24 protein-coding genes are annotated in these 26225 nt (G+C 72.4%); 18 read left to right on the top strand and 6 right to left on the bottom strand.

Going from position 1 to position 26225, the window contains the following annotated elements:
- From B100_RS0123405 to B100_RS0123455, 11 genes are all read left to right on the top strand, one after another.
- Complete coding sequence (locus tag B100_RS0123405; RefSeq protein ID WP_024886840.1) at positions 1 to 939, top strand: carbohydrate ABC transporter permease; 939 nt, start codon at positions 1 to 3, stop codon at positions 937 to 939.
- Positions 939 to 1793, top strand: coding sequence for a carbohydrate ABC transporter permease (locus B100_RS0123410; RefSeq protein WP_024886841.1), 855 nt, complete (start codon positions 939 to 941; stop codon positions 1791 to 1793). Before B100_RS0123405 ends, B100_RS0123410 begins: the two co-directional genes overlap by 1 nt.
- Positions 1790 to 3886 (top strand): alpha-galactosidase, encoded by a 2097-nt coding sequence (locus B100_RS0123415; RefSeq protein ID WP_024886842.1) that lies wholly within the window; start codon positions 1790 to 1792, stop codon positions 3884 to 3886. The genes B100_RS0123410 and B100_RS0123415 overlap by 4 nt, the downstream gene beginning before the upstream one ends.
- Before the next feature lie 75 nt (positions 3887 to 3961).
- A complete protein-coding gene (locus tag B100_RS0123420) occupies positions 3962 to 4735 on the top strand; it encodes an SDR family oxidoreductase (protein ID WP_024886843.1) in 774 nt (257 codons plus the stop codon).
- Positions 4736 to 4775: 40 nt separating this feature from the next.
- Entirely contained in the window at positions 4776 to 5513 is a 738-nt protein-coding gene (locus B100_RS0123425) for a FadR/GntR family transcriptional regulator (RefSeq protein ID WP_024886844.1), read from the top strand.
- Positions 5510 to 6655, top strand: a complete 1146-nt coding sequence (gene dgoD, locus B100_RS0123430) for a galactonate dehydratase (RefSeq protein ID WP_024886845.1) — start codon at positions 5510 to 5512, stop codon at positions 6653 to 6655. Before B100_RS0123425 ends, dgoD begins: the two co-directional genes overlap by 4 nt.
- 2 nt (positions 6656 to 6657) lie before the next feature.
- Positions 6658 to 7503: a hypothetical protein gene (locus B100_RS0123435; RefSeq protein WP_024886846.1), complete on the top strand. Its 846-nt coding sequence runs from the start codon at positions 6658 to 6660 to the stop codon at positions 7501 to 7503.
- Positions 7504 to 7569: 66 nt separating this feature from the next.
- Positions 7570 to 8202 (top strand): bifunctional 4-hydroxy-2-oxoglutarate aldolase/2-dehydro-3-deoxy-phosphogluconate aldolase, encoded by a 633-nt coding sequence (locus tag B100_RS0123440; RefSeq protein ID WP_024886847.1) that lies wholly within the window; start codon positions 7570 to 7572, stop codon positions 8200 to 8202.
- Positions 8199 to 9074, top strand: a complete 876-nt coding sequence (locus B100_RS0123445) for an SMP-30/gluconolactonase/LRE family protein (RefSeq protein ID WP_024886848.1) — start codon at positions 8199 to 8201, stop codon at positions 9072 to 9074. The genes B100_RS0123440 and B100_RS0123445 overlap by 4 nt, the downstream gene beginning before the upstream one ends.
- Positions 9071 to 10051: a sugar kinase gene (locus B100_RS0123450; RefSeq protein ID WP_024886849.1), complete on the top strand. Its 981-nt coding sequence runs from the start codon at positions 9071 to 9073 to the stop codon at positions 10049 to 10051. Before B100_RS0123445 ends, B100_RS0123450 begins: the two co-directional genes overlap by 4 nt.
- Positions 10052 to 10320: 269 nt before the next feature.
- The gene (locus tag B100_RS0123455; protein WP_024886850.1) at positions 10321 to 11547 is read left to right on the top strand and encodes an erythromycin esterase family protein; all 1227 of its coding nucleotides are present in this window, start codon (positions 10321 to 10323) and stop codon (positions 11545 to 11547) included.
- 13 nt (positions 11548 to 11560) lie between these two features.
- Here the strand turns inward: B100_RS0123455 and B100_RS0123460 are convergent, their stop codons facing one another.
- From B100_RS0123460 to B100_RS0123470, 3 genes are all read right to left on the bottom strand, one after another.
- Positions 11561 to 12103 carry a hypothetical protein gene (locus tag B100_RS0123460; protein ID WP_024886851.1) on the bottom strand — a complete coding sequence of 181 codons (543 nt, stop codon included), beginning with the start codon at positions 12101 to 12103 and terminating at the stop codon, positions 11561 to 11563.
- Positions 12104 to 12198: 95 nt separating this feature from the next.
- Complete coding sequence (locus tag B100_RS37685; protein WP_486585689.1) at positions 12199 to 14484, bottom strand: alpha/beta fold hydrolase; 2286 nt, start codon at positions 14482 to 14484, stop codon at positions 12199 to 12201.
- 361 nt (positions 14485 to 14845) lie between these two features.
- The gene (locus B100_RS0123470) at positions 14846 to 15949 is read right to left on the bottom strand and encodes an FAD-dependent monooxygenase (protein ID WP_024886853.1); all 1104 of its coding nucleotides are present in this window, start codon (positions 15947 to 15949) and stop codon (positions 14846 to 14848) included.
- 509 nt (positions 15950 to 16458) lie between these two features.
- Between B100_RS0123470 and B100_RS0123475 the strand changes: the two genes are divergently transcribed.
- Entirely contained in the window at positions 16459 to 17304 is an 846-nt protein-coding gene (locus tag B100_RS0123475) for an MBL fold metallo-hydrolase (RefSeq protein WP_024886854.1), read from the top strand.
- Between the two features lie 35 nt (positions 17305 to 17339).
- Here the strand turns inward: B100_RS0123475 and B100_RS0123480 are convergent, their stop codons facing one another.
- The gene (locus tag B100_RS0123480) at positions 17340 to 18005 is read right to left on the bottom strand and encodes a TetR family transcriptional regulator (RefSeq protein ID WP_024886855.1); all 666 of its coding nucleotides are present in this window, start codon (positions 18003 to 18005) and stop codon (positions 17340 to 17342) included.
- 98 nt (positions 18006 to 18103) lie between these two features.
- On the opposite strand from B100_RS0123480, the gene B100_RS0123485 reads away from it, so the two are divergent.
- The gene (locus tag B100_RS0123485; RefSeq protein ID WP_024886856.1) at positions 18104 to 19006 is read left to right on the top strand and encodes an SDR family NAD(P)-dependent oxidoreductase; all 903 of its coding nucleotides are present in this window, start codon (positions 18104 to 18106) and stop codon (positions 19004 to 19006) included.
- On the opposite strand, the gene B100_RS0123490 is transcribed toward B100_RS0123485, so the two are convergent.
- Together B100_RS0123490 and B100_RS0123495 are read right to left on the bottom strand one after the other, a co-directional pair.
- Complete coding sequence (locus B100_RS0123490) at positions 18978 to 20117, bottom strand: serine hydrolase domain-containing protein (RefSeq protein ID WP_024886857.1); 1140 nt, start codon at positions 20115 to 20117, stop codon at positions 18978 to 18980. The genes B100_RS0123485 and B100_RS0123490 overlap by 29 nt on opposite strands.
- Positions 20114 to 20950: an IclR family transcriptional regulator gene (locus tag B100_RS0123495; RefSeq protein ID WP_024886858.1), complete on the bottom strand. Its 837-nt coding sequence runs from the start codon at positions 20948 to 20950 to the stop codon at positions 20114 to 20116. The genes B100_RS0123490 and B100_RS0123495 overlap by 4 nt, the downstream gene beginning before the upstream one ends.
- A 54-nt stretch (positions 20951 to 21004) precedes the next feature.
- On the opposite strand from B100_RS0123495, the gene B100_RS0123500 reads away from it, so the two are divergent.
- The 5 genes from B100_RS0123500 to B100_RS0123520 are packed head-to-tail and all read left to right on the top strand — an operon-like array spanning position 21005 to position 26211.
- A complete protein-coding gene (locus tag B100_RS0123500; RefSeq protein ID WP_024886859.1) occupies positions 21005 to 22582 on the top strand; it encodes an ABC transporter substrate-binding protein in 1578 nt (525 codons plus the stop codon).
- Entirely contained in the window at positions 22579 to 23571 is a 993-nt protein-coding gene (locus B100_RS0123505; RefSeq protein WP_024886860.1) for an ABC transporter permease, read from the top strand. Before B100_RS0123500 ends, B100_RS0123505 begins: the two co-directional genes overlap by 4 nt.
- Positions 23568 to 24488: an ABC transporter permease gene (locus tag B100_RS0123510; RefSeq protein WP_199785278.1), complete on the top strand. Its 921-nt coding sequence runs from the start codon at positions 23568 to 23570 to the stop codon at positions 24486 to 24488. Before B100_RS0123505 ends, B100_RS0123510 begins: the two co-directional genes overlap by 4 nt.
- Positions 24485 to 25330, top strand: coding sequence for an ABC transporter ATP-binding protein (locus B100_RS0123515; RefSeq protein ID WP_024886862.1), 846 nt, complete (start codon positions 24485 to 24487; stop codon positions 25328 to 25330). The genes B100_RS0123510 and B100_RS0123515 overlap by 4 nt, the downstream gene beginning before the upstream one ends.
- Positions 25327 to 26211 (top strand): ATP-binding cassette domain-containing protein, encoded by an 885-nt coding sequence (locus B100_RS0123520; protein WP_024886863.1) that lies wholly within the window; start codon positions 25327 to 25329, stop codon positions 26209 to 26211. The genes B100_RS0123515 and B100_RS0123520 overlap by 4 nt, the downstream gene beginning before the upstream one ends.
- Positions 26212 to 26225 lie beyond the last annotated feature (14 nt).

A 26225-nucleotide genomic window follows, 5' to 3' on the forward strand; every position in this document is an offset into this window, starting at 1 on the left:
GTGGCCGTGCTGACCCCGACCAAGAGCACCTCCCCGGCCCCCGCACCGCCCCGCGGCAAGCGGGGCCGGGGGGCCGCCCGCCGCACACCCCCGCTGGTGCTCGCCTTCGTCCTGATCCCGCTGCTCGCCGAGGCCCTGTGGGTGTTCTGGCCCGCGCTCCAGGGCTTCTACCTGGCCCTGACCGACTGGGACGGCGTGTCCGCGCCCACCTTCGTCGGCCTGGACAACTTCCGGGAGATGGCGGGCGACGACACCTTCCGCAGCGCCACCTGGCACACCGTGCTCTGGCTGGTCCTCTTCGGCGGACTGTCCGCGGTCCTCGGCCTGGCCACCGCGCTGCTGCTCCAGCAGGAGCGCCGCGGCATCGGCTTCTACCGCGCCGCCCTGTTCCTGCCCGTGGTCTTCTCGCTGGTCGCCACCGCCCTCGTCTGGCAGGCGATCTACCAGCCCGACGGCGTCCTCAACCAGGTACTCGAATCGGTCGGTCTGGAGAGTTTGCGCCACGCCTGGCTCGCCGACCAGGACACCGCCCTGTACGCGGTGATCGTGCCCGCCCTCTGGCGCCAGATCGGCTACGTGATGGTGCTGTACCTGGCCGGCCTCAAGGGCATCGACCCCGCCCTGTACGAGGCGGCCAAGGTCGACGGCGCCGGCCCCTGGCAGCGCTTCCGGCACGTCACCCTGCCCCAGTTGCTCAGCGTCAACGCCGTCGTCCTGTCCGTCATCGTCATCGACTCACTGCGCTCCTTCGACGTCGTGTGGTCGCTGACCCGCGGCGGCCCCTACCACTCGTCCGAACTGCTGAGCACCTACATGTACTCCACCGCTTTCCAGTCCCTGCGGCTCGGCTACGGATCCGCGCTGGCCGTCGTCATCTTCGTCCTGGCCTTCGGCGTCATCGCTTCCTACCTCGTCCGCGCCTTCCGGGAGGCCGACTGATGACGACCCCACCCACCCCGTCGGCGCCGGTGCGGCGGCGCGCCGCCACCGCCGGATTCCACCTCGGCGCGGGAACACTGGCCCTGCTGTGGCTGCTGCCCATCGCCCTGGTCCTGGTGACCAGCCTGCGCTCCTTCGACGACATCGCCGCCCACGGCCTGGGCAGCTGGCCGCACTCCTTCACCCTCGACAACTTCAGCCAGGCCTGGGTCGACGGCGGCCAGCAGCGCGCGCTGATCAACAGCCTGCTGGTGACGATCCCGGCGGTGCTGGTGACCCTGGCACTCGCCGCCATGGCCGCCTTCGCCCTCAGCCGCTACGAGCTGCCCTTCCGACGCTCGGTGTTGCTGCTCATGCTCGGCGGCAACCTGCTCCCGCCGCAGATCCTGCTCATCCCGGTGTCCAAGCTCAGCGAGATGATGGGTGTCTACGACTCCCTGACCGCTCTCATCGGCGTGCAGATCGGCTTCGGCGTCGGCTTCTACGTCTTCGTGCTGCACGGCTTCATGCGCGCCATACCCGCCGAGATCCAGCAGGCGGCCGTCGTCGACGGCGCCGGGCCCTGGCAGATCTTCTGGCGGATCATCCTGCCGCTCTCCCGCCCCGCCCTGGCTGCCCTCAGCGCCCTGTCCTTCACCTGGATCTTCAACGACCTGCTGTGGGCCATCACCGTGCTGCGCAGCGACACCAGGATGCCCATCACCGCCGCCCTCATCGGACTTCAGGGCCAGTACGTCTCCATGTGGAACGTCATCGCCGCCGGATCCGTCATCGCCGCCGCGCCCACCGTCGCCGTGTTCCTGCGCTTCCAGCGGCACTTCGTCGCCGGCCTGAACCTGGGAGCGGTCAAGTGACTGACCAGCGTTGGACTTTGCGCACCGACCGTACGAGCTACACCGTCCGGCTCTCCCCGGACGGCCCCTGGGCCGAACTCGACGCCTGGGGCCCGCACGGCTGCGAGGACGGCCCCTCCGCACTCGACTGGTCCCGGCGCACCCACTTCCTCACCCCCGCCGACGCGGCCCCGGCCGAGTACCTGCCGTACGGGATGCGCCCGTTCACCGGCGCCGACCTCGTGGCCTCCCGCCCCGGCGGTGAGCGCGGGGCGTGGTGGGAGTTCTCCGGCGCCGAGAAGGGGGAGGGCTCGCTGCGGCTGGCCTTCACCGACAGCGTCCTCGGACTGCGCACGGTCCTGTACTACGCCACCGTCCCCGGCACCGACGTCGTCCTGCGCTGGACCGAGCACACATGCACCGGTGACGAACCGCTGCGCCTGGAGCGCTTCGACTCGGCCGCCGTGAATGTCCCCGCGGCCGACGGCGTACGGCTGACCTACCTCACCGGCCAGTGGTCGCAGGAGTTCCAGCGCACCCAACTCGACCTGACGCGCGGCACGTTCACCATGGGCAGCGTCCAGGGAGTGCCCGGACACGCCTACGCGCCCTGGCTCGCCATACAGGACCGCGGCGCACCGCAGGACGGCCCGGCACCCGCGTACGGCGTGGCCCTGGAGTGGCCGGGCAACTGGCACATCACCGCCGAGGCCGAACCGGGCGGAGCCGTCCGCGTCCGCGCCGGACGCGTCCCGCACGAGGGCGCGGTGCTGCTCGCCCCCGGTGACACATTCACCACCCCCCGCCTGGCCTGCGCGTTCAGCCCCGACGGACTCGACGGACTGTCCCGCGTCCAGCACCACTACGAACGCCGGCTCAGCGGTGAACGCCTCCACCGCACCCGCAAGGTGCTCTACAACTCCTGGGAGGCCACCGGCTTCGACGTCGACGCCGCCGGACAGCTGGAACTGGCGGAGGCCGCCGCCGGCATCGGCGCGGAACTCTTCGTCGTCGACGACGGCTGGTTCACCGGCCGCGACGACGACACCGGCGGCCTCGGCGACTGGGACCCGGACCCGAAGGCGTTCCCGGAGGGCTTCGACCGGTTCGTCGCCGACGTGCGCGCGCTCGGAATGGACTTCGGCCTGTGGGTGGAGCCCGAGGCGGTCAGCCCGGGCAGCCGTCTGCACGCCGAACACCCCGACTGGGTGTACCGCATCGAGGACCGCCCCGCCCGCCTGGTCCGCAACCAGCTCCTGCTGGACCTCGGCCGCGCGGACGTCCAGGACTTCGTCACCGACACCCTCGACCGGCTGCTGACCGCGTACGACATCAGCTACCTCAAGTGGGACATGAACCGCCCGCCCACCGAACGCGGACGCCCCGGCGCCGGCCCCGCCGACCGGCTCGACCTCGACGCCGCCCACGTCACCGGATACCTCCGCGTCCTCGACCACCTGCGCACCGCGCACCCCCACGTCACCGTCGAGGGCTGCGCGGGCGGCGGGGGACGCGTCGACCACGCCACCCTCGCCCTCACCGACGTCGTCTGGCCCAGCGACAACACCGCACCCCTGGACCGGCTGCGGATCCAGTTCGGCTTCCTGCACGCCCACGCACCACACGTCATGAGCTCCTGGGTGACCGACGCGCCCGGCCTGTTCGACCCGCGCCCGCGCAGCCTCGCCTTCCGCTTCGTCACCGCGATGTGCGGTGTGCTCGGCATCGGCGCGGACCTGCGCACCTGGGGCCCGGAGCAGCGCGCCGAAGCGGCCCGGTGGATCGCCCGCTACAAGGAGGTGCGCGACGTGATCCACCACGGCGGGATACACCTCCTGGCCACCCCGGACGACCCCACCTGCGGGGTCCAGTACGACGCCCAGGACGGGGAGCGCACCGTCGTCGCCGCGTTCAGCACCGGACGGCTCGACGGCGCCCCGCTCGTCCCCGGCCGCCCGGCCAGGCTGCGCCTGCGCGCCCTCGACCCCCACGCCCGGTACCGCGACACACGCACCGGCACCAGGTACGGGGGAGCCCATCTGCTCCACTACGGTCTGCCGTTCGCGTGGAGCGCCGGTTACGACGCCGAACTGGTGGTGCTGACACGGCACTAGGCCGAGCCGCCCCGTAGGTTGCCAGCACACCCCCGACACCCACCGCCCGACCCCGCGAAGGAGCCCGACCCCACGATGGACCAGCCAGCACGACGTCACGGCACCCGCTACCACGGTCGCACCGCCGTGGTGACCGGAGCCGCCTCCGGCATCGGAGCCGCCACGGCCGAGCGCCTGGCGCGGGAAGGAGCCGCCGTCGTGCTCGCCGACGTCGCCGCAGCGGCCGGCGAGACCGTCGCCGCCGGCATCACGGAAGCAGGCGGCCGGGCGGCGTTCGTACGCGCCGACGTCTCCGCCGAGGCCGACTGGGAGCGCGTGCTGGACGCCGCGCACGCCTTCGGCCCGGTCGACCTCCTGGTCGGCAACGCCTACACCGTGGACGTCGCCCCCGCGCACGAACTCACCCTCGACTCCTGGCAGCGGCAGCTCTCCGTCAACGTCACCGGCTGCTTCCTCGGCTTCCGCGCCGTCCTGCCCGACCTGCGGGAACGGCAGGGCGCGGTGGTGCTCACCTCCTCCGTGCACGCCCACGCCGGCATCCCCGGCCACCCCGCCTACGCCGCCTCGAAGGGCGCGCTGCTCTCCCTGTGCGGGCAGCTCGCCGTGGAGTACGGACCCGAGGTGCGCGTCAACGCCGTGCTGCCGGGACCGATCCTCACCGCGGCATGGGACAGGGTCCCAGCCGAGGAGCGTGAACGCAGCGTCGCCGGGACCGCCGCACGCCGCTTCGGCACCCCCGGCGAAGTCGCCGCCGCCATAGCGTTCCTCGGCAGCGACGACGCCTCCTTCATCACCGGCTCGCACCTCCTGGTCGACGGCGGCTGGAGCGTCGTCAAGGCCTCCGCATGACCACCACCGACCGTTCCCCGCAGCAGAAAGGCTCTCCGACATGACGCCCTACGCCCGTCGTGGTGTGCACGGCCAGACCGTGGAAGCCCTGGCCCGCCGCATCCTGGGTGGGGAGATCCCCGAAGGCGCCACGCTCGACCTGGTGGCACTGCAGAGCGAACTCGACGTGAGCCTCACCGCGTTGCGCGAGTCGCTGAAGGTCCTCGCCGCCAAGGGAATGGTCGACGCCCGCCAGAAACGCGGCACCTTCGTGCGGGCGCGCGGCGACTGGAACCTCCTCGACGCCGACGTGCTGCGCTGGCAGTTCGAGGGCGGCCGGACCACGGAGGCCGACCGCGCGCTGCTGCGCAACCTCGCCGAGGTACGCAGCATCATCGAACCGGCCGCCGTGCGGCTCGCCGCCGAGCGGCGCACCGCCGACGACCTCGCCGCCCTCGACGCCGCGCTGAGGGCGATGGGGGAGGACGACAGCGACGCCGGTCACGCCGTGGAGGCCGACCTCGCCTTCCACCGGGCCCTGCTGACGGCCACCCACAACGAGCTGCTGGAACGCATGGAGATGGTCATCGAGTCGGGCCTGGCCCACCGCGACCGCATCGTGCACAGCTCCCCGCACGGCGAGAACCCCGTGCCGGCCCACCAGGCGGTCCTGGACGCCGTGCGCGAGCAGGACCCCGACGCCGCCGAGGCCGCCATGCGGGCCCTGCTCGACCAGGCCGGCCGCGACCTGGAACGCGTCGACGGCGACGACGAGACGAAAGGCCCCGGCCCGCAGTGAAGATCGCCCGCATAGAAACGTTCCTGGTCCCGCCGCGATGGCTGTTCTGCCGGGTGGAGACCGACGACGGACTCGTCGGCTGGGGCGAGCCCGTCGTCGAGGGCCGCGCCGAGGTGGTGCGCAGCGCCGTCGACGTCCTGTCCGAACATCTTCTCGGCGAGGATCCGCTGCGCATCCAGGACCACTGGCAGGTGCTGACCAAGGGCGGCTTCTACCGCGGCGGCCCGGTGCTCTCCAGCGCCGTCGCCGGACTCGACCAGGCCCTGTGGGACATCGCCGGCCAGGCCTACGGCGCCCCCGTGCACGCCCTGCTGGGCGGCCCCGTCCGGGACACCGTCCGTGTCTACGCCTGGGTGGGCGGCGACGAACCGGCCGGGCTGCGCGAGCAGATCACCGCCCAGGTCGAGGCCGGTTTCACGGCGGTGAAGATGAACGCCGCCGGCGCCACCTCCCCGCTCACCACCGCCGCCGAGACCGCGGCCGTGGTCGCCCGGGTGGCCGCCGCCCGCGACGTACTGGGCCCGGACCGCGATGTCGCCGTCGACTTCCACGGCCGCTTCACCGCGGCGGCGGCCCGCCGCGTCCTCACCGAACTCGCACCCCTGCACCCGCTGTTCGTCGAGGAACCCGTCGTCCCCGAACAGAGCCACCTGCTGCCCGGCCTGGTCGCCGCGAGCCCGGTCCCGCTCGCCACCGGCGAACGCCTCTACTCCCGCGGGGAGTTCCTGCCCGTCCTGAGCGCCGGGGTCGCCGTCGCCCAGCCCGACCTCTCCCACGCGGGCGGCATATCCGAGGTGCACCGCATCGCGACCCTCGCGGAGACCTACGGCGCTCTGCTCGCCCCGCACTGCCCGCTCGGCCCGATCGCCCTCGCCGCCAGCCTCCAGGTCGCCTTCGCGACACCGAACTTCCTCATCCAGGAGCAGAGCCGGGGCATCCACTACAACAAGGACGCCGACCTGCTGTCGTACGTCGTCGACCCCGAGCCCTTCCGTTTCGTCGCCGGGAACGCCCTGCGCGGCGACCGCCCCGGCCTCGGCGTGCGTGTCGACGAGGCCGCCGTACGCGCCGCCGACCGTGCCGGACACGCCTGGCGCAACCCCGTGTGGCGCCACGCGGACGGCTCCTTCGCGGAGTGGTGAGCATGCCACCGCCGGGCAAGCCACCGCCGAGCACGCCACTGACCATCACCACCGACCTGGAGCACGGCGGACGCTGGACGTCCCTGAAGACGGGCGGCCGGGAATGGCTGTGGCGGCGCGAGACATCCGGACGCGCGGCCGTCACCCCCGGGAGCGCGTTCATCGACGCGGGCGGCCTCGAGGAGTGCGTCCCTACCGTCCGGGGCACCCCCGACCACGGGGACGCCTGGACCCGCCGCTGGCACCGGGACGGGGACACCGACCGGGTGGACTGCGAACGCTTCACCCTGACCCGCCGGATCCGGGTCACCGGTGTCGTCGCCGAGGCCGACTACACGCTGGCCGCCGACGCCGGCTTCCGGTTCGTCTGGGCGGCCCACGCCCTGCTCGCCCTGTCGGACCGGGCGGTCCCGCACATGACCCCCGGCGCGCCCACCCGCCTCCACCCCGAGGCGGCACCGCTGCTGGCAGGGCAGTGGCCCGCCGGCGCGCCCTGGCTGGAGGGCCCCTGGCCCGCGCCCCACGGACTGCGCCTCGACCGGTTCGGACCGGACGACGGCTCGGCGGTCGGCGCGGTCGTGGACACCGACCGCGTCTGCGTCCACGACGGACCCGCCGACCGGCTCGCCCTGTCCCTCCAGGCCGACGGACAGCCGGCGTCCGTCGCGCTGTGGCGCAATCTCGGCGGCTACCCCGAGGATCACCCCTACCGCAGCACGGGTGTCGAACCGATGCTGGGGCGGGTCTTCGACCTCGCCGACGCGCGCGAGGGCGACGCCGCGCGCGTACCGGCGTCCGGCGAGGTCCGCTGGCGGCTCACGCTGACCGCCGACTGCCGCTGCCCCTGAGCCGCGGCGCCCACCGTCCTCACCCGAGGAACCGTTCCCGTACCCCCGACAAGAAGGAACCCCGCCGTGGAACTCCAGGCCGCACTGGCCACCCACCGTCTGGTCGCCATCGTGCGCGGCAGTGACGCCGACGCGGCGCTGGACACGGTCCTGACGCTGGCAGAGGAAGGCGTCGAACTGATCGAGGTGTCACTCACCGGGGCCGACGCCCTGACCGTGATAGCCCGCGCCCGCGCCGCACTGGGCGACGCCCGCCCCCTGGGCGCCGGTACCGTCCTCACCGCCGACGACGCCCGCGCCGCCCGTGACGCGGGCGCCGACTTCCTCGTCACCCCCGCCCTGGGCGAGTCGGTCGGCATGGCCCGCGAACTGGAACTGCCCGTACTCGCAGGGGTGTTCACCCCGACCGAGATCGTCGCCGCCCGCTCGCTCGGCGCCACGGCGCTGAAGGTCTTCCCCGCGGCCCAGGCCGGGGGACCGGCCTACCTCAAGGCACTGCGCGGCCCCTTCCCGCACGAACCGCTCGTCCCGGTGGGCGGCGTCGACGAGGAGACGGCGCGCGCCTACCTGGCCGCCGGAGCCACCGCCGTCGGCGTCGGCTCACCCCTGGTCGGCGACGCGGCCGACGGCGGAAGCCTCACCGCCCTGCGCGCCCGCGCCCGCGCGTTCACCGCCGCCGTGCGGGAGGCCACCCGATGACCGGCGTCCTGCGGCCCACCCGCCCCGACCGGCTGGAACTCGGCGAGGGTATCCGGCACGCCGACGGCCGCATCGTCCTGGTCGACCTCCTCGCCGGACGCCTGCTGACCGCCCCCGCCGACGACCCGGCGGCACCGCTGCGCACCCTGGCCGAACTGCCCCACCCGCTGGGCGCCGTGGCCCCCGTGGCCGGACGCCCCGGTCACTGGATCGCCGCGGCGGGCACCGGCATCTGCCTGCTCGGCCCCGACGGCTCGGTCCGCCGGCTGGCCCGCCTGGAGGGCGACGGCATGCGCATGAACGACGCCGTCGCCGACCCCGCCGGCCGCTTCTGGGCGGGCAGCATGTCCTACGACGCCGACCCGGACGCGGGCTCGCTCCACCGCGTGGACCACGACGGCACGGTGCACCGGGTCCTCGACGGCATCACCGTCCCCAACGGGCCCGCCTTCACGGCCGACGGCCGCCACATGTACCTGGCCGACAGCGCCCGCGGCGTCGTCCGGCGCCACCCGGTCGACCCCGCGACCGGCACGCTCGGCAGCCCGGAGGAGTTCGTGCGGATCGAGGACGGCAGCCCGGACGGCATGACGGTCGACGCCGAGGGCGGGGTGTGGATCGCCGTCTGGGGCAGCGGCACCGTCCGCCGTCACCTCCCCGACGGACGCCTCGACACCACGCTGCGCCTGCCGGCCCGCCAACCCGCCGGAGTGTGCCTCGAAGGCCACACCCTCCACATCACCTCGGCGCGCCTGGGCCTCGACGACCCGGGCCCGCACGACGGCGCCCTCTTCAGCACCCGCGTCGCCGTCCCCGGCGCACCGGCCGCCCCCTACCGGCCCACGCCCTCCCTTCTCGCGGAGCCGGCATGAACGACACCCTGCTGCCCGCCGAGGGCCGAGTGGTCTGCGTCGGCGAGACCATGGCCGCCCTGACACCCGACCCGCCCGAGCCCTTGGACCACGCCGACCGGCTGAGGCTCGCCGTGGCCGGAGCGGAGTCCAACGTCGCCATGTACCTCGCCGGCCATGGGATCCCAGCCGTGTGGCTCTCGGCGGTCGGCGACGACCCCCTGGGCCGCCGCGTCCTCGCCGCCGTGGCATCCGCGGGCGTCGACGTCTCGTACGTATGGACCGACCCCCGGCGCCCGACCGGGCTGATGGTGAAGGACCCCGGCCCCGACGGCACCCGCGTCCACTACTACCGGTCCCGCTCGGCCGCCTCGGCCCTCGGCCCCGACCTGCTCGACCGGGAACCGGTGAGCACCGCCCGGCTGCTGCACTTCACCGGCATCACCCCCGCCCTCTCCGCGTCCTGCCGCGCCCTCATGGCCCGGGCCCTCGACACGCCCTGCGACGCCCGCCCCTACGCCATCAGCTTCGACGTCAACCACCGCGCCGCCCTGTGGCCGGACGGCACGGCCGCGCCCGTCCTCCAGCGCCTGGCGAACCGGGCGGACATCGTCTTCGTCGGCCTGGACGAGGCACAGACACTGTGGGGCGCGGATCTCACCCTCGAGGACGTACGGACCCTGCTGCCCGGTCCGGGGACCGTCGTGGTCAAGGACGGTGCGCGGGCCGCGACGGCCTTCACGGCCGACGGCCCGGCCACGGTCCCCGCCCTCCGCACCACGGTGGTGGAACCCGTGGGCGCCGGCGACGCGTTCGCCGCCGGCTTCCTGGCAGGTCTGCTGCGCGGCGAGCCCCTGACGCGCGCCCTGCGCCGCGGCCACATCACCGCGGTCTCGGCCCTCAAGGTGACCGGGGACCACGGCCCACTGCCACCCCCGGCGGAGACGGAACACCTGCTGGCCCTGCCGGACACGGCGTGGAGGTCCCTCACCCGCTGACACGAACCGGCCTCAGCCGGGCGATTGCCCTCGCGGCACGCCGCAGCGCCGGGCCGCTGTCCGATTACGGCCGGGCAGGGACGAACGAAGTTGTCGTCGACGCCGCGGGCGTGTATGCCGAACATGGCCAACCGGCCGCCGTGAGGGACCTGCGGGACATCCTCACGGCCTGCCGGGAGGCCGCGAACCGATCCACGACCGGGTGAGAGGCCCCGGCGCATGACACGCACGCGCCGGGCCGCCCGCACGCACGGAGGAGAGGCACACCGGTGCCCGACGACATCGCCCGCTGGCTGACCGAGCACGCGCACCCCCTGGGCTCGCTGACCCCCGGCGCCCCCACCCAGGACCTGAAGCCGCTGGGCGAGGCCCTGCACGGGACCCGCGTCGTCGGCCTCGGTGAATCCACCCACGGCACCGGCGAGTTCTTCCGGCTCAAGCACCGCATCGTGGAGTTCCTGGTGCGCGAGGAAGGATTCACCACGCTCGCCCTGGAGGCCAGTCAGTCCGCCGGCCGCGCCCTCGACGCCTACGTACGGCACGGCACCGGCGACCCCGGACACCTCGTCGGAAAGCTGGGCTTCTGGACCTGGCGCACCCGGGAAATGGTCGACCTGATCGAGTGGCTGCGCGCCCACAACCGCGACCTCCCCGAGGAACGCCGGGTCCGCTTCGTCGGGACGGACCCCCAGCGCTGCGCCGACTCCGTCGAGGCGGTCACCGCCTTCATCCGACGGGTGGCACCCGAGCGCGTCGGGGACGCCCACGCCCTCGACGTGCTCGCCCACGCCCGCCCCTCCTCGCTGCCCGACCCGCGGCAGGCGCTGATGCGCCAGGCCGAGGAGATCGTCCGCCTCGTCGAGGACCACCGCGAGCGAACCGGGTCCGGCGAGGGAGCCGACACCGTTCTGGAGCACGCGCGCGTGCTGGTGCGCGCCGCCGACCTGGTGACCCACCCCTTCGACCCCTTCGCCGGCGAGGACAGCGTCTTCGCCGCACGGGACCGCTACATGGCCGAGGCCGTCACGCGCCTCCTGGACGACGACCCGGAAGCGCGGGTCATGATCTGGGCGCACAACGGCCACATCGCCAAAAGCACCTACGGGGAGGGGATCCCGGCCCTCGGCAGCCGGCTCCGCGAACGGTACGGCGACGCCTACTACGCCCTGGCCCTCCTCTTCGGCAAGGGGTCCTTCCTGGCCCGGCGCGGCGACGACCGCCAAGGCCCTCCGGTGCGGCACCGCGTCGGCACCGGCATCCGCAGCATCGAGGCGCGGCTCGCGGACGCCGTACACGGTGACTACTACGCCGACCTGAGGACCGGGCCGGCACCGTGGCTCGACAGCCCGCAGGCGCAGCGCAGTTACGGCGCGAACGTCCCCCGCTTCGTCCACCGCTTCCACACGGCGCCGCTGGTTCCGGCCCGGGACTACGACGGCTTCGCCTTCGTCGCGCGCTCCACCTGCTCCCATCCGCTGCCCGGCACCGGGGACTGAGCAGCGGTCCGCGTCAGGGCCACATCTCCAGTGCGGCGTTGAGGGTCAGCTTCCACATCGGCTCGGCGCCGGTGCCGAAGGCGGTGGCCAAGGCGTAGCCCACGGACGCGTCGTAGGGCTCCGGGGCAGTCTCGGAGCCCGGCATCTTCTCCTCCCAGTCGGCAGAAACCTTGCCGTCACCGGTGGAGGTGAAGATGCCGAGCCGTCGTCCGTCCCGCAACAGGCGGCTGGTGCCGATGGATTTCGGCACCAGCACGTACCCGCACTGCCTCGCCCCTGAAGCGACCTCGACCCGGTACGACCTCCGGGTCAGCAACCCCTTGGCCGGGCGCAGCACCTCCTCGGCGCCGTCGGCGAGCAGGGTGAGCCGAGCGGGATCACGTGTCCCGATCGGCACATGCGTCTCCGGCGGAGTGTCCGGGGCCCGTCGGACCTCGACCGGCGGCACTTCACCCCCGCTCACGCTCAAGGTGCCGCGCACGTGGTCGAGTTCGATGTCGATCACACCGAAGAAGGGATCCTCCGCGGGCGCGTACACGAATGGATCCGTCGGCATCCCTGACTCCCTGCCTAGTCCCGGTGGTCACAGGTCCCCAGTGTCCGACGGACACGGACGGGCGATCCCGTTTTCGGCCACGCGAGGCACGGCGCTCAGGCAGGAAGGACGTTGTGGTTGCAGCGGAACAGGTTGGCGGGGTCGTGGCGCCGCTTCACCTCGGCGAGCCTGTCGTACCGCTCAAGGCCGTACACGGCCCGTACGCCTTCGGTGTCGGCGGCCTCGTCCGGCGAGAGGAAGTTCACCATGCCCCGGTCCGCCGCCCACGGCGCGAGCCCGTCCACGACCTTCGCCAGGTCCCTCCGCAGGTCGTCCGCCTGGTCGGCGCCACCGACCGCGAAGCCGAAGGCGACGTACGGAATCCCTCTCATGGACACGGCGTTGGCGACCTTCGGCTCCCGGTCCAGCGCACCGCCGAGTGCCCGGATCTCGAAGTTCGCCAACCGGCAGCCGGAACCGGGCCCCACGAGTTCCACCAGGGCTCGCGCCGCCTTCTCGGGGAACTCCCGCAGGGACAGGCTCCGGTCGAAGTACGGCATCGGGTCCACCGGGTCCATGTGGATCTCCCCGACGGCGGTGACGGGCCTCTCTCCGACCGCGTCGAGGAGGACCGGCGCCGCCGCGCGGAGCGGGGCCAGGAGCCTCTCGCCGTCGTCGGCGGACCCCAGATAGCCGATCCGCACGTGCACGACGAACGCACCACGCAGGGGCGGGGGCAGCGCCGGCAGATCGGGGAGCCGCTGGACACCGAGGGACGTCGTCATCTCCTCCGGGACGGTGGGCACCCACAGCCGCCAGGCCTCCAGCACCGCCGCCAGGTCCTCGCCGGCGAAGTAGAGGCCGCCGCCGTAGAAGCGGGTCACGGGAAAGACGTCGAACTCGATCTCGGTCACGACACCGAAGTTGCCCTTGCCTCCGAGCAGGGCCCAGAACAGGTCCGGATCGCTGTCCGCCGTCACCGTGCGCAGTTCGCCGTCCGCCGTCACCACGTTCATACGGCGGACATGGTCCGCCGCGTATCCGTGGGTCCGGCCGAGCAGCGGACTCTGGCCTCCTCCGAGGGTGTACCCGACCACCCCGACCTCGGGAGCGGAACCCGCGACCGGGGTGAGGCCGGCGTCCGCCGCGCGCGGCAGCACCTCGCTCCAGCGCAGGCCGGCCTCGGCACTGACAGTGCGCCGGTGCCGGTCCACCGACAGGCGCTTCATCCGTTCCGTCGTGATGAGTACGGCGTCCTCCGCCGGTGACACGAACTGGTGCCCCGAGGACTTGACCGCGATCGGCATGCCCCGGCCGGCGGCGAACCTCACCGCCGCCCGGACGTCGTCCTCGCAGGCGGCCCCCACGACGAGGGCCGGCCGGAAGGCGAGGTTGAGATTGAACGTGGCGCACTCGGCGGCGTACTCATCCGTGCCGGGCATGAACACGGGGCCGGAGAGTCCCCGCAACTCGTCGGATACGGAATCCCCGGTCCGGGGCTCGGCTCCTGTCCGCGTGGACTCCACGAAGCCGCGCACGGCCCGCGCGAACGCCTCTGGTTCCTCGACGTGGCCGAGGTGACCGCTGTCCTCCAGCACGGCCAGCCGGGACCCCGGTATCAGCGTGTGGAGTTCCTCGGCCCATCGCGGCCCGCAGATCACGTCGTGGCGGCCGACCAGGACCAGGGTGGGAACGGTGAGTCCGGGCAGGGCATCCCTGTCGTCGATGACGTCGGGTTCTCCCGTCTCGTGCTGCGTCGAGACGTAGGTGCAGGTGACCGTGGAGCGGAACGCGCGGAACTCGTCCTCGCGGTCCCAGTACCGAGCGAAGTAGACCGGCAGCAGACCGCGCAGGGCCGTGGTGACGGAGGCGTCGTCGGTGCTGGATCCGACGGCCTGGAGGGCGGCGAGCGCCGAGGGAAGCTCCGGCTGGTCCTGGTTGCGCTGGACGAACGCGTCCACCCTGGCGGCGGCCTCCGCCATGTGCTCGGGACCCGTCACGGGAGCGCTTTCGTACAGCACCAGGCCGTGCAGCCGGCCGGGGTGGTGCAGCGCGAAGTGCTGTGCGACGAAACCGCCGTGGGAATGGCCGAGCAGGAAGACACGGGGGAGTGCCAGCCGGTCTAGCAGCCCGGTCAGGCTGCGGGTGTAGCGCTCGCGGGTGTAACCGTGGGGGTGCGACGCGAGGCGCTGCGAGTCGCCGGTGCCCAGCGGTTCCACGTACACCATGGTCAGGAACTCCTCGAGTTCCGGTGTCCGCAGCGAGGCCCAGTCGACACCCGGGCCGCCGGGCACGGCCAGGCAGATTGGGCCCGATCCGTGGACGTGGTAGCGCTGGGTGAGGCCGTCCACGTCCACTTGGTGAGGGCCCGGGGTCAGGTGACCGGCCGTCTCGTTGCTCACAGATTGCTCCAGAGGGTGACTGTTCGGTCCCTTGAGGAGGCGCGACAGATGTCGGCGGGTCGCTCAAGGGAAATCAAGGGAGGGCGTGCCCGCGCTGTGGCGTGATGATCGGTAGTGGCGAACTGCCGGTGCCGGGATGTCGTCGCGCAAGGTCAGGGTCACTGTTCGCGCGGTGATGTCCAGCAGCCTCCGGCCGGGGCACTGCGAGGCGCTCGCGTTCCCATTATGTGGTCTCGGACACTGAGCGTCCACGTGATAGATGTCATATGTAATCTATGTGGTCCGCGCGTCGGCCGGGGCGGGTGTGCCCTCCGGGCGGCCCCCGCCCGGTCGCTGACCCGACGTCAGGTGACTGAGGAGATCAAGGCTGGGCGTGCAGGGGGGCGTGGTTGGCCTTGAAGAGACGCTCACCCGCCCGGCGGAGGGTGAAGTCGCGCAGCGGCGTGGGCAGATTGCGGGCCTTGTCACGGCGGTGGTTCTGCGCCACGACCCAGGCGACCCGGCCGGCGCGCCGTGCCTGGAAGGAGGTGAGGGCCGCGGTGACATCACGTGCGTCGGCCAGTGTGCCGGCGAGGACCACGGCATCCTCGAGTGCCATCGCGCCGCCCTGCGCCATGCTCGGGGAGAAGGTGTGAGCGGCATCGCCGACGAGGGCGGCGCCGGGACGCGTCCACACCGTGTTCTCACTCTCGTGCAGCGCGGCGAAGTACGCGTCCTCGCCCTGCTCGAGCAAGCGGGGGACCGGTCCGCCGAAGTCGGCGAAGAGGGTGCGCCAGTCGCCGGCCGGGGCCGCGGCGACGCGGCTGTTGATGTCGGCGTAGCAGTAGACGCGGCCGCCGCCGAGCTGCACCGTCAGGAACGTCCGGCCCTTGCTGCCCAGGCGTGCCGTCCATTCGGTGATGCCGGGTATCCCGGTGTCGTCGGCGATGAACCGCCAGCACAGCTGGCCGAGGAAGCGCGGAGCCGGACCGCCGAAGAGGGAGCGCCGGACGGCCGAGTTGACGCCGTCCGCGCCCACCACCAGGTCGTACTTCCCGGTGTCGCCGTTCGCGAAGGTCACGGTGCCGTTGTCTGCCACGGAGGTCACCTCGGTGCCGTACTGGACGACATCGTTGTCAACGGCTCCGCGAAGCACTTCGTGCAGGTCGTTCCGGGTGATCGCCAGGCAGGGGCCCACCTCACCCCAGATGCCGCCCACCTCGAAATCGGCGAGCGGGCGCCCGCGATGGTCCTGGAGTCGCTGCCGGGTCACCGGCTCCGCGCGCTTGGCCACTTCGTCCCCCACGCCGATGCTCCGGAGGGTGCGTACGGCGTTCGCCGGCAGGTAGAGGCCGGCACCGAGGGCCTGCCCGTCGGCGGCGCGCCGCTCGACGACCTCCACCGGGAGTCCACGATCCAGCAGGGACTTGGCCAGGGCGAGACCGGAGATTCCGGCTCCGGCGATCAACGTACGGGGGTTGTTCACAAGGTTTCCTTACCGGCACGGACGGTGTGGTGAGGGACTCGAACCCCGCCTGGGACGTGCGGACGCCTGGGCGGGAACAAGTGTCGCGCGGACTCCTTCGTCGCAGCCCGCGTGGCCACTCGCTTGATGGACTGACAAGACACTCAGGGGGGAGTTGAACGGCGCAGGGTCGAAAGGGGCCTGTTGCGGACGGCAGCCGACGCACGGCATGTGTGCGATGCGGGTCCCGTCGTTCCGTCCTGTGGGGCGGCTGAGCCGTACGGACATACAACTCTGCCTGGTGATACCCCGGAAGAGGCAATCACGGTCCTGATGCGCCGGGCAACAGATCAAGGCCCACACGCACCGGACACATGCCCTCTTCTTACCTTCGAGATCGCCCCCACGTTAGATGGTGACGATAATCTAACTGGCAGGCCGAAGCGCGCCGGGTGAGCGGACGGCGGAGACTTGTCCCGCGGGGCGCTGCGCGTATCAGTGATCACCTCCACCGACTCAGGAGAGAACCCATGACAGACCTGAGGTACGACACACTGCTGGTCCGACGGGAGGGAGTCGTCCGAGACCTTCCGCAGAGCGCCGAAGAAGGGCCTGATCTGCGCTGGGTGATGAACACGGCGACCTTGATCTTCGGTGAACGGGATGCCGTCCTCGTCGACACATTCACCACGATCGAGCAGAACGACGAGCTGGTCGAGTGGATCAAGGGGCACGGACGCACTCTCACGCACATCTACGTCACGCACGGCCACGGCGACCACTTCTACGGCATCGGGCAACTGCTCGACGCGTTCCCCGGGGCGCGGGCCGTGGCCACGGCGGGGACCGTCGCGGGTGCGCGCGTCCAGGCCGGGGACGACTACCGCGACGGATTCTGGGGCCGCCTCTTCCCCGGGCAGATCCCCCGTCCGGTCGTTCCGGACGAGCTGGAAGGCGACCACATCCTCCTGGAAGGGCACGAGCTGAGGGTGGTCGAGGCGGGTCACACCGACACGAAGGGGAGCACCGTCCTGTGGGCCCCGGACGCCCGGCTCGTGGTCGGCGGCGACGTCGTCTACAACCACACCCACATGTACCTCGCCGAGACGGACGCGGCCTCACGTGTCGAGTGGGTCGCCGCCCTGCGGGCCATCCAGGACCTCGGCGCCCGGCGTGTCGTCGCCGCCCACAAGCACCCCGACCGCGACGACGACCCGGTGATCGTGCAGCAGTCGATCGACTACCTCGCCGACGTCGAGGACACCCTGGCGACCACGTCGAACGCCCTGGAGTTCTACGAGGCGATGCTCGCCCGCCACCCTCACCGCGCCAATCCCGGCTCCCTCTGGGGTGCGGCGAAGGTGTTCAGGCCGTAGGTGAAGGCGCGCCGGCGGGCCGGGTGTGCTGTTGTTCAGGCGCGCGGCAGCACACCCAGCAGGGACGAGGTGAAGGAAAGCCGCAGAGCGTCCCGCAGCTCCATGTGGAGCACGCCGAGGGCGGGTTCCTCCGCGTAGGCGGCGAGGACGCCGGGTGGCGGCGGGACGTACGTGGACAGGGCGCCCGCCGAAGCCAGGCAGATCAGGCAGAAGATCCGCGCGTCGTCGCCGAGTTCGGGCACATGGCGGCGCAGTAGCTCGGACATGGTCTCCAGCCTCGCGAGGGAGGCCCGCTTGTGCCGCTTGACCACCTCGACCGAGACGTTACGCTCGAGCACCCCGCCCTGCGCGCCGAAGAGGTCGCACAGTGTCACGCGGTCCGCCAGCGACCGGCTGAGCACCTCGGCCAGCTGGTGCGCCCGCACCTCCGGTGCCGCGTCCGCCTCGACGCCCGCGGTGAGCTCGTCCGCCAGCTCTGCGAGCCAGCTCCCCAGGAAGTCGTCCAGCAGTTCGAGCAGGACGGCCTCGCGCGACTCGAAGTAGCGCAGGACGTTCGACTTGGCCAGGCCCACCCGCCGGCTCAGCTCGTTGAGGCTGACCTCGGCCACGGGCATCTCGGCGAGCATCGCCGCCGCCGTGTCCAGGATCGCCCGTCGGCGAATCGCCCGTTGCTCCTCACTGCGCGCCCGCTGGAACGTCATGCCCGCAGCCTAACTTGGAGACCGGCGGTCCCTTGACAGCGGACCGCCGGTCTCTTACGTTCACCGGTAACAGACCGATGGTTCTTTAGGGGTGCGTCATGAGTGGCAACTGGAACGAACAGCACATTCCCGATCAGCGCGGCCGCGTGGCGGTCGTGACCGGAGCCAACACCGGACTCGGCTTCGAGACCGCGCGGATGCTCGCCGAGCGCGGTGCCCGGGTGGTCCTGGCCGTCCGGGACGTCGAGAAGGGCAAACAGGCCGCCGCGCGCATCACCGGCGACGTCAGCGTGCAGGCGCTCGACCTGGCCTCCCTGGACTCGGTCCGGTCCGCGGCGGATGACCTGCGCGCCGCCCATCCGCGCATCGACCTTCTGATCAACAACGCCGGCGTGATGTACACGCCGAAGCGGACCACCGCCGAAGGCTTCGAGCTGCAGTTCGGCACGAACCACCTCGGCCACTTCGCCCTCACCGGCCTGCTGCTGGACCGCCTCCTCGACGTCCCGGGCTCCCGCGTCGTCACGGTCAGCAGCGCCGGCCACCGCATCCGGGCCGCCATCCACTTCGACGACCTGAACTGGGAGCGCTCGTACAGTCGCGTGGGCGCGTACGGACAGGCCAAGCTCGCCAACCTGATGTTCACCTACGCGCTGCAGCGCCGGCTCGCGGCGCACGGCACCACGGTCGCGGTGGCCGCCCATCCGGGCGTGTCCAACACCGAGCTCATCCGCAACTCGCCCGCCGTGTTCCGCGCGCCCGTCACCCGGCTCGCGCCGCTGCTCACCCAGAAGGCCGCGACGGGGGCCCTGCCGACCCTGCGGGCCGCCACCGACCCGGCGGTGCGGGGCGGTCAGTACTACGGTCCCGGCGGCCGTCTCGAAGTCCGCGGCCACCCGAAGCTGGTCGAATCCAGCGCGGCCTCCCACGACCGGGACGTCCAGCAGCGCCTGTGGACCGTCTCCGAGGAACTCACCGGGGTGGCGTTCCCGGTCCGGTGACGCGAGCGGGCGCGCTCGCCCCGTCCTCGGTCCCGCCACGGCCGCCGGCCTGACCGGTGCCGTGACGGTCCTCGGCGGTGACCAAGGGTGTGCGGGCGGCGATGTCGTGAAAGGCCCGGCGCAGGGCGGTGATGCCCTCACCCGTCCTGGTCGGGTGCACGCGGTTGGTGAGGAGTACGGCGTAGCGCCGCGTGGCCGGATCGACCCACAGACTGGTGCCGGTGAAGCCCGTGTGGCCGTACGAGTGCGGGCCGAACACCTCTCCCGCGGGGGAGTCGACCGGGTCGCGCCCCTGCCAGGCGAGGGCGCGCCGCAGTGCCAGGCCGTCCGTGTGCGGGGCCGTCATCAGGGCGAGGGTCCCGGGATGCAGCAGGTCCCGGCCGCCGGCGGCGAGGGCGGCGCCGAGGCGCTCCATGTCCGCGAGGGTGGAGAACAGTCCCGCGTGAGCGCCGACCCCGCCGAGCACCACCGCGTTCTCGTCGTGGACCTCGCCCACGACCAGGCGGCGGCGCCAGGGGCAGTCCTCGGTGGCCACCGCCCGGGCCCGGCGGCCGGCGTCCGGCCGGAAGACGGTGTCACGCATGCCGAGCGGGGCGCACACCAGCCGTTCCACCAGCTCGTCCAGCGGTTGGCCGGCAGCCGCCTCGGCGATGAGGCCGAGGACGATGAACCCCTGCGAGGAGTACTGGACGCGGGTGCCGGGCTCCGCGGTCAGCGGCAGCAGACGCACCGCCTCAAGCAGCGCCGCGCGGGTGGGGTGGTCCCGGTACAGCGGCACCTGTCCAGGGATCCCCGAGGTGTGTGCGAGGAGTTGACGCACGGTCAGCTCCGCCTTGCCGCCGCCCCGGTAGTCCGGAAGGTACGTGCCCACGGTGTCGTCCAGCCCGAGGACGCCACGCTCGACGAGGGCCATGACCGCGAGTCCGGCGATCGGCTTGGTCACCGAGGCGAGGTCCCAGATGTCGTCGCCGTCCAGGGGCGGCCCGTCCCAGCTGCGGGTACCGGTCCAGCCCCGGTCCAGCGGGCCGTGCGCGTCCCCGACGGACCAGGCGGCGCCGGAGTAGATCCGCTCCTTCCGCCCCTCCGTGAGCAGTTCGGCCGGCGTGCTCATGCTCCCTCACCTCCCCGTGCCGGGTCCACGACGCCGAGTGCGGGGGTGCGGGCGCCGAGCCCGGCGGAGACCGTGCGCGCGGCGGCCCGCACCATGGGCCCGAACACCTCCACGCTGCCGGGGTCGAGGGTGAAGGACAGTCCGGCGATGCCGATCGCGCCCACGGGCCGGCCCTCGGCGTCCAGCACGGGGGCCGCCACCGACCGCACGTCCGGCTCGTCGTACTCGTCGTCCACCGCGTACCCGCACAGGGCGGCCCGGGCCAACTCCGCCCGCAGCGCGGCCGGGTCGGTGAGAGTGCTGTGGGTGCGCGCCTCCAGATCCGGTGCGTCCACGACCGCCGCGCTCTCCCCGTCCGGCATCGCGGAGAGCATGGCGAGTCCGACACCGCAGGCGTGCAGGGGTGACCGGTGGCCGGGCCGGGTGCTCATCCGGTACTCGCGGGCCGGCTCCGACAGCTCCAGGTACACGGCGTCGCTCGCGTGCCGCGCCGCGTAGAACGCGACATGACCGGTGCGCAGCCGCAGATCGGCGAGGACGGGCCTGGTGAGTTCCAGGACCCGGCTGTCGCTCAGGGCCGCCGCCGCCAGGCCCAGCAGCCGGGGGCCCGGACGGTAACTGCCGCCCTCGGCGGGCTCCGCGAAGCCGTGCTCCGCCATCGTCCGCAGATGCCGGTGGACGGTGGGCTTCGTCAGCCCGGTGCGGCGCGCGATCTCCCCCAACCGGTGGGGGCCGCCGGGCCGGACGAGCGCTTCGAGCACCTCCATCGCCTTGTCGACGGGGCCCTTCACGAGTTCCTGGTCGACCGACCGGGTGTTGACCGCTTTCACCATGTCGCTTAGCTTAACCCAACCGCATTCCATCTGACGGAACGGAGGTGTTGTTCAATGGAACGAATTCTTCAGGGGCGCACGATGGACCGCAGCCGTCCCAGCCGACGCCACGTCCTGCGGACCGGTGGTCTGCTGCTCGGCGCCCTCAGCGCCCCGGCGCTCCTGAGCGCGTGCGGCACGACGGCCGCCGCGGACCGGGCCGGCAACGTCCTGCGGGTCTCCCAGCCGGGCGACCCCAAGACGCTGGACCCGCACAAGCAGGGCGACATGGTGTCGATGAACGTCCTGATCAACATGTTCGACACCCTCACCACCCGCGGCCCCGACAACGGGCTGCACCCGAGGATCGCCCTCTCCTGGAAGGCCACCGACGCCCGGACCTGGCGCTTCGTCCTCCGCCCCGGGGTGACCTTCCACAACGGTGAGGTGTGCGACGCGCGGGCCGTGGCCTTCAGCATCGAGCGTCTGCTCGACCCCGCGACCAAGTCACCGATCGTCGAACTGCGCTTCGTGGAGGGCGTCACCGTCGTCGACCGGCTCACCGTCGACATCCACACCACCGTGCACGACCCCATCCTGCCCGCCAAACTCTCGCTGTTCGGGGGCGTCGTGGTACCGCCCCGGTACCTCGCCGAGGTGGGCGACGCGGCCTTCGCCGACCACCCCGTCGGCACCGGTCCCTTCACCTTCACGAGCTGGCAGCGCGACCACGAACTGCGGATGCGCGCTCACGCCGGCCATTGGAACGGCCGCCCGGCCGTCGACGGCCTCGTCTTCAGCCCGGCACCCAACGCCTCGTCCTCCCTGGCCGCGCTGCAGAGCGGCGGCGTCGACCTCGTGGCCGGCCTCACCCCGGACGCCGCGCAGCAACTCGACGGCTACGAAGGCATCACCATCGACGGACACACAGGCATCCGTACCGCCTACCTGTCCCTGAACACCCTCGAACGCGGCCCCCTCCAGGACCGCCGGGTGCGCCAGGCACTCAACCACGCGATCGACGTCCCGCTGCTCATCAAGGCCGTGCTCGGCGGCAAGGCCACCGAGACCCCCGCACTCGTCCCACGCGGTTCCTTCGGCTTCGACCCCACCGTCAAGCCCTTCACACGCTCGGTCGGCACCGCGCGCAGGCTCCTCGCCGAAGCCGGCCACCCCCACGGCTTCTCCACCACGCTCACCGCCTCCAACGTGGACGCGAACGTCGCCGAGGCCCTGTCCGGACTGCTCGCCAGGGCCGGAGTGGACGCCCGCGTCAACCTGCTCGACCCCGGCACCTACTCCGCGCGGCTCACCTCCGACAACCGGGGAGCGCTCGGTCCCGTCTACCTCGCGGCCAGCACCGTGTGGACGATGGACGGCGCGTCCATCGTCCAGTCCAACGTGCGCAGCGACCGGCGGCAGAGCCGCTGGCACTCGGCGGAGGCCGACCGTCTCATCGACGCCGAGGAACTCTCCGAGGACCCGGCGCGGCGGAAAGCGGCCTTCTCGGACCTGCAACGGCTCATGCGCCGGGAAGCACCCTTCGTCTTCCTCTACCAGATCGACAACATCTTCGCCCGCAACGACCGGCCCCGCTGGACCCCGGGAGCCGCAGGCGTCCTCGCCATGGAGAGCGCGGAGGTGACCCGGTGAGCACCCTCACCCTCGACACACCACCCACCCCGGCGGCCGGCGCCGTGCGCCGCCCGGACCGGACAGGACTGCTGCGGGCGGTGCTCAAACGCCTGGCCACCGCCCTGTTCGTGCTGCTGTGCACGGCGACCGTCGCGTTCTTCCTCGTCCGCCTGTCCGGCGACCCCGTGAAAATCCTGCTGCCGCCGGACGCCACGGCCGAACAGGAACAGGTGCTGCGCCACTCCCTGGGCCTGGACCAGTCCCTGCTCACCCAGTACCTCGACTACCTCCGGGGACTGCTGCACCTCGACTTCGGTGACTCCCTCGTGTACGGGCAGCCGGTGAGCGAGATACTCGCCGACCGGCTGCCGGCCACCGTCGAACTGGCAGCCGTGGCCCTCGCGTTGACCCTCGTGATCGCCATCCCGGCGGGCATCCTCGCCGCCATGCGCCGCGGCCGGGGGGCCGACCACACCGTGATGACCGGCGTCCTGCTCGGCCAGTCCACCCCGCCGTTCTGGGTGGGCATCCTGCTCATCCTGGTCTTCGCCGTGTGGCTGCGCGCCCTGCCCGCCTCCGGATACGGCACGTTCGCCCACCTGATCCTGCCCGCCGTCACCCTCGCCGTGTACTCCGTCGCCGTCGTGGCCCGCCTGCTGCGCTCCTCACTGATCGACGTCCTGTCCTCCGACCACATCCGCAGCGCCCGCGCCAAGGGGTTCGGGCCGCTGCAGGTGGTACTCCGGCACGGAGTACGCAACGCCTCACTGCCGGTGGTGACCGTCGTCGGCCTGGAGGTCGGCAACCTGCTCGGCGGAGCCATCCTCACCGAACGGGTCTTCTCCTGGCCCGGAGTGGGCCAGCTGACCGTCGAGGCGATCTCCAACCGCGACTTCCCGCTCGTCCAGGCCACCGTCCTGTTCTTCGCCGCCACCTTCGTCGTGGTGAACCTGCTCGTCGACCTCTCCTACAGCTTCCTCGACCCGAGGGTGAGGACGTCACGATGACCGTCATGACCCCCGCCGCGCCCGACCGGGCCACGGCGAAGACACCGCCCGGCCGGTCCGGCTCCCGGGCCGTCGCCCTGCGGGCACTGCTGCGCAACAAACGGGCCGTGGTGGCCCTCGCCGTACTGCTCCTGCTGATCGTCGGCGCCCTGTTCGCCCCCCTGATCGCCCCCTACGACCCCAGCACGCAGAATCTCCTGCTGCGACTGCGGCCCCCCGCCTGGCAGGACGGCGGCAGCAGCGCCCACCTCCTGGGCACCGACCAACTCGGCCGCGACATGCTCTCGCGCGTCGTCCACGGCGCCCGTGTCTCCCTGCTCGTCGGCGCCGGAGCGGCCTTGCTCGCCGGCGTCGTGGGCACGGCCGTGGGCCTCGCCTCCGGCTACTTCGGCGGCTGGGCCGACCGCACCCTCATGCGGCTCGCCGACGTCCAACTCGCCTTCCCCTCCCTCCTGCTGGCGCTCGCAGTCGTCGGCTTCCTCGGCTCGGGACTGTGGATGGTGATCCTGGTCCTCGGCTTCACCGGCTGGGTCTCCTACGCCCGCGTCGTGCGCTCCGAGGTGATGTCGCTGCGCACCCGCGACTTCGTCACCGAGGCCCGCGCGATCGGCGTCACCGACGTCACCATCATGCGCCGCCATCTGCTGCCCAACGTCATGGCGCCGCTGGCCACCATCGGCACCCTGCACGTCGCCGCCGCCATCGTCGCCGAGGCCTCCCTCAGCTACCTCGGCCTGGGCGTCCCCAAGGAGACGGTCACCTGGGGCGGCATGCTCGCCGACGGCCAGCTCTACCTCGGCACCTCCTGGTGGGTCGCCGTCTTCCCCGGCATCGCGCTGATGCTGACCTCCCTCGCCATCAACATCACCGGCGACGCCCTGCGGGACGTCGCGGACCCGAAGGCCTACCGCCGATGACCAACGACCGCACCACCACCGACCCGTCCCGGCGTCCGGCGGAGGAACAGCCGCTGCTGGAGATCGACGGCCTCAGCGTCGACTTCCGGCTGGAGACGTCCGTCGTCCACGCCGTCCAGGACGTCTCCCTCCACGTCCGCGCCGGCGAAACACTCGCCGTCGTGGGGGAGTCCGGCAGTGGCAAAAGCGCCACCGCGCTGTCCGTCCTGCGCCTCAACCCGAGCCCGCCGTGCGTCTACCCGAGCGGCGAGATCCGCTTCGACGGACGGGACCTGCTGAAACTCTCCGAGAAGGAACTCGGCAAGGTCCGCGGCCGCGACATCGCCATGGTCTTCCAGGACCCGATGACCTGCCTCGACCCGCTCCAGCGCGTCGGCGCCCAGGTGGCCGAGGTCCTCCGGCACCACACCGGCGTCTCCCGCGCCGAGGCCAGACAGGCCGCGCTGGCGGCACTCGACGAGGTAGGCATCCCCGACCCCGCCCTGCGCTACCGCCAGTACCCGCACGAACTCTCCGGCGGACTGCGTCAGCGCGTGATGATCGCGACGGCCCTGGTGGCCCGCCCCCGTGTCCTCATCGCCGACGAGCCCACCACCGCCCTGGACGTCACCGTGCAGCGCCAGATCCTCGACCTCCTCGTCACCCTCCAGCACAAGCACGACATGGCCGTCGTACTGATCACCCACGACCTCGCGGTCGTCGCCGAGACAGCCGACCGCGTCGTGGTCATGAACCAGGGCAAGGTCGTCGAAACCGGCGACGTCCTCGACGTCTTCGACCGTCCGGCCGACTCCTACACCCGCGGACTTCTGGCGGCCACCCCACGACTGGAGGCGGCATGAGCACCGACACGGCCGACACCACCGCGCCCGCACCCACGGCCGGGCGGCCACTCCTCGAACTGCGCGGCCTGCGCAAGGAGTTCGGCGGCAGGCGCACGAACGTCGCCGTCGACGACGTGTCACTCGACGTGCACGAGGGCGAGACCCTGGCCCTGGTCGGTGAGTCCGGCTGCGGCAAGACCACCCTCACCCGGCTGCTCCTCGGCCTCCTCGAACCCACCGCCGGGAGCGTGCGCTTCGGCGGGCAGGACCTCGCCGCCCTCACCACGGCCGAACTGCGCGGCACACGGCGGCAGATGCAGGTCGTCCTGCAGGATCCCTACTCCAGCATGAACCCGCGCATGCGTGTTACCGACATCGTCGCCGAACCGCTGGTCACCCACGACCCCGAGGCACGTGGCCGGCGAGCCCGCGCCCGCACCAGGCAGCGGGTCGGGGAACTCCTCGAAGCCGTCGGCCTCGATGCCGGCATCCAGGACCGCTACCCGCACGAGTTCTCCGGCGGCCAGCGCCAGCGCATCTCGATCGCACGGGCCCTGGCACTCCACCCCCGGATGCTCGTCCTCGACGAGCCGACCAGCGCCCTGGACGTCTCCGTGCAGGCGACCGTCCTCGACCTCCTGGCGGACCTCCAGCGGCGGCTGGGCCTCACCTACGTCTTCGTCTCGCACAACCTCGCCGTGGTGGCGCAGGTGGCCGACCGGGTCGCGGTGATGAGCCGCGGACGTCTGGTCGAGGTGGGCGAGACGGCGGCGGTACTGCGCACTCCGCAGCACCCTTACACCCGGCAGCTGCTCGACGCCGTACCGGTCCTCGACCCGCGCCGGGGCCGGCGCGCCGCGGCCCGCGCGTCCTCCCCGACGGACGAAGCGAGCCGATGACCTGCCACCCGCCA

It is taken from the genome of Streptomyces sp. CNH189, assembly GCF_000527195.1.

Coding starts and splice junctions, on each gene's coding strand:
- B100_RS0123420 (WP_024886843.1), top strand. CDS start 3,962: ATGGACCAGCCAGCACGACGTCACGGCACCCGCTACCACGGTCGCACC.
- B100_RS0123475 (WP_024886854.1), top strand. CDS start 16,459: ATGACAGACCTGAGGTACGACACACTGCTGGTCCGACGGGAGGGAGTC.
- B100_RS0123460 (WP_024886851.1), bottom strand. CDS start 12,103: ATGCCGACGGATCCATTCGTGTACGCGCCCGCGGAGGATCCCTTCTTC.
- B100_RS0123520 (WP_024886863.1), top strand. CDS start 25,327: ATGAGCACCGACACGGCCGACACCACCGCGCCCGCACCCACGGCCGGG.
- B100_RS0123495 (WP_024886858.1), bottom strand. CDS start 20,950: ATGGTGAAAGCGGTCAACACCCGGTCGGTCGACCAGGAACTCGTGAAG.
- B100_RS0123445 (WP_024886848.1), top strand. CDS start 8,199: ATGACCGGCGTCCTGCGGCCCACCCGCCCCGACCGGCTGGAACTCGGC.
- B100_RS0123450 (WP_024886849.1), top strand. CDS start 9,071: ATGAACGACACCCTGCTGCCCGCCGAGGGCCGAGTGGTCTGCGTCGGC.
- B100_RS0123425 (WP_024886844.1), top strand. CDS start 4,776: ATGACGCCCTACGCCCGTCGTGGTGTGCACGGCCAGACCGTGGAAGCC.
- B100_RS0123480 (WP_024886855.1), bottom strand. CDS start 18,005: ATGACGTTCCAGCGGGCGCGCAGTGAGGAGCAACGGGCGATTCGCCGA.
- B100_RS0123490 (WP_024886857.1), bottom strand. CDS start 20,117: ATGAGCACGCCGGCCGAACTGCTCACGGAGGGGCGGAAGGAGCGGATC.
- B100_RS0123485 (WP_024886856.1), top strand. CDS start 18,104: ATGAGTGGCAACTGGAACGAACAGCACATTCCCGATCAGCGCGGCCGC.
- B100_RS0123515 (WP_024886862.1), top strand. CDS start 24,485: ATGACCAACGACCGCACCACCACCGACCCGTCCCGGCGTCCGGCGGAG.
- B100_RS0123510 (WP_199785278.1), top strand. CDS start 23,568: ATGACCGTCATGACCCCCGCCGCGCCCGACCGGGCCACGGCGAAGACA.
- B100_RS0123435 (WP_024886846.1), top strand. CDS start 6,658: ATGCCACCGCCGGGCAAGCCACCGCCGAGCACGCCACTGACCATCACC.
- B100_RS0123500 (WP_024886859.1), top strand. CDS start 21,005: ATGGAACGAATTCTTCAGGGGCGCACGATGGACCGCAGCCGTCCCAGC.
- B100_RS0123410 (WP_024886841.1), top strand. CDS start 939: ATGACGACCCCACCCACCCCGTCGGCGCCGGTGCGGCGGCGCGCCGCC.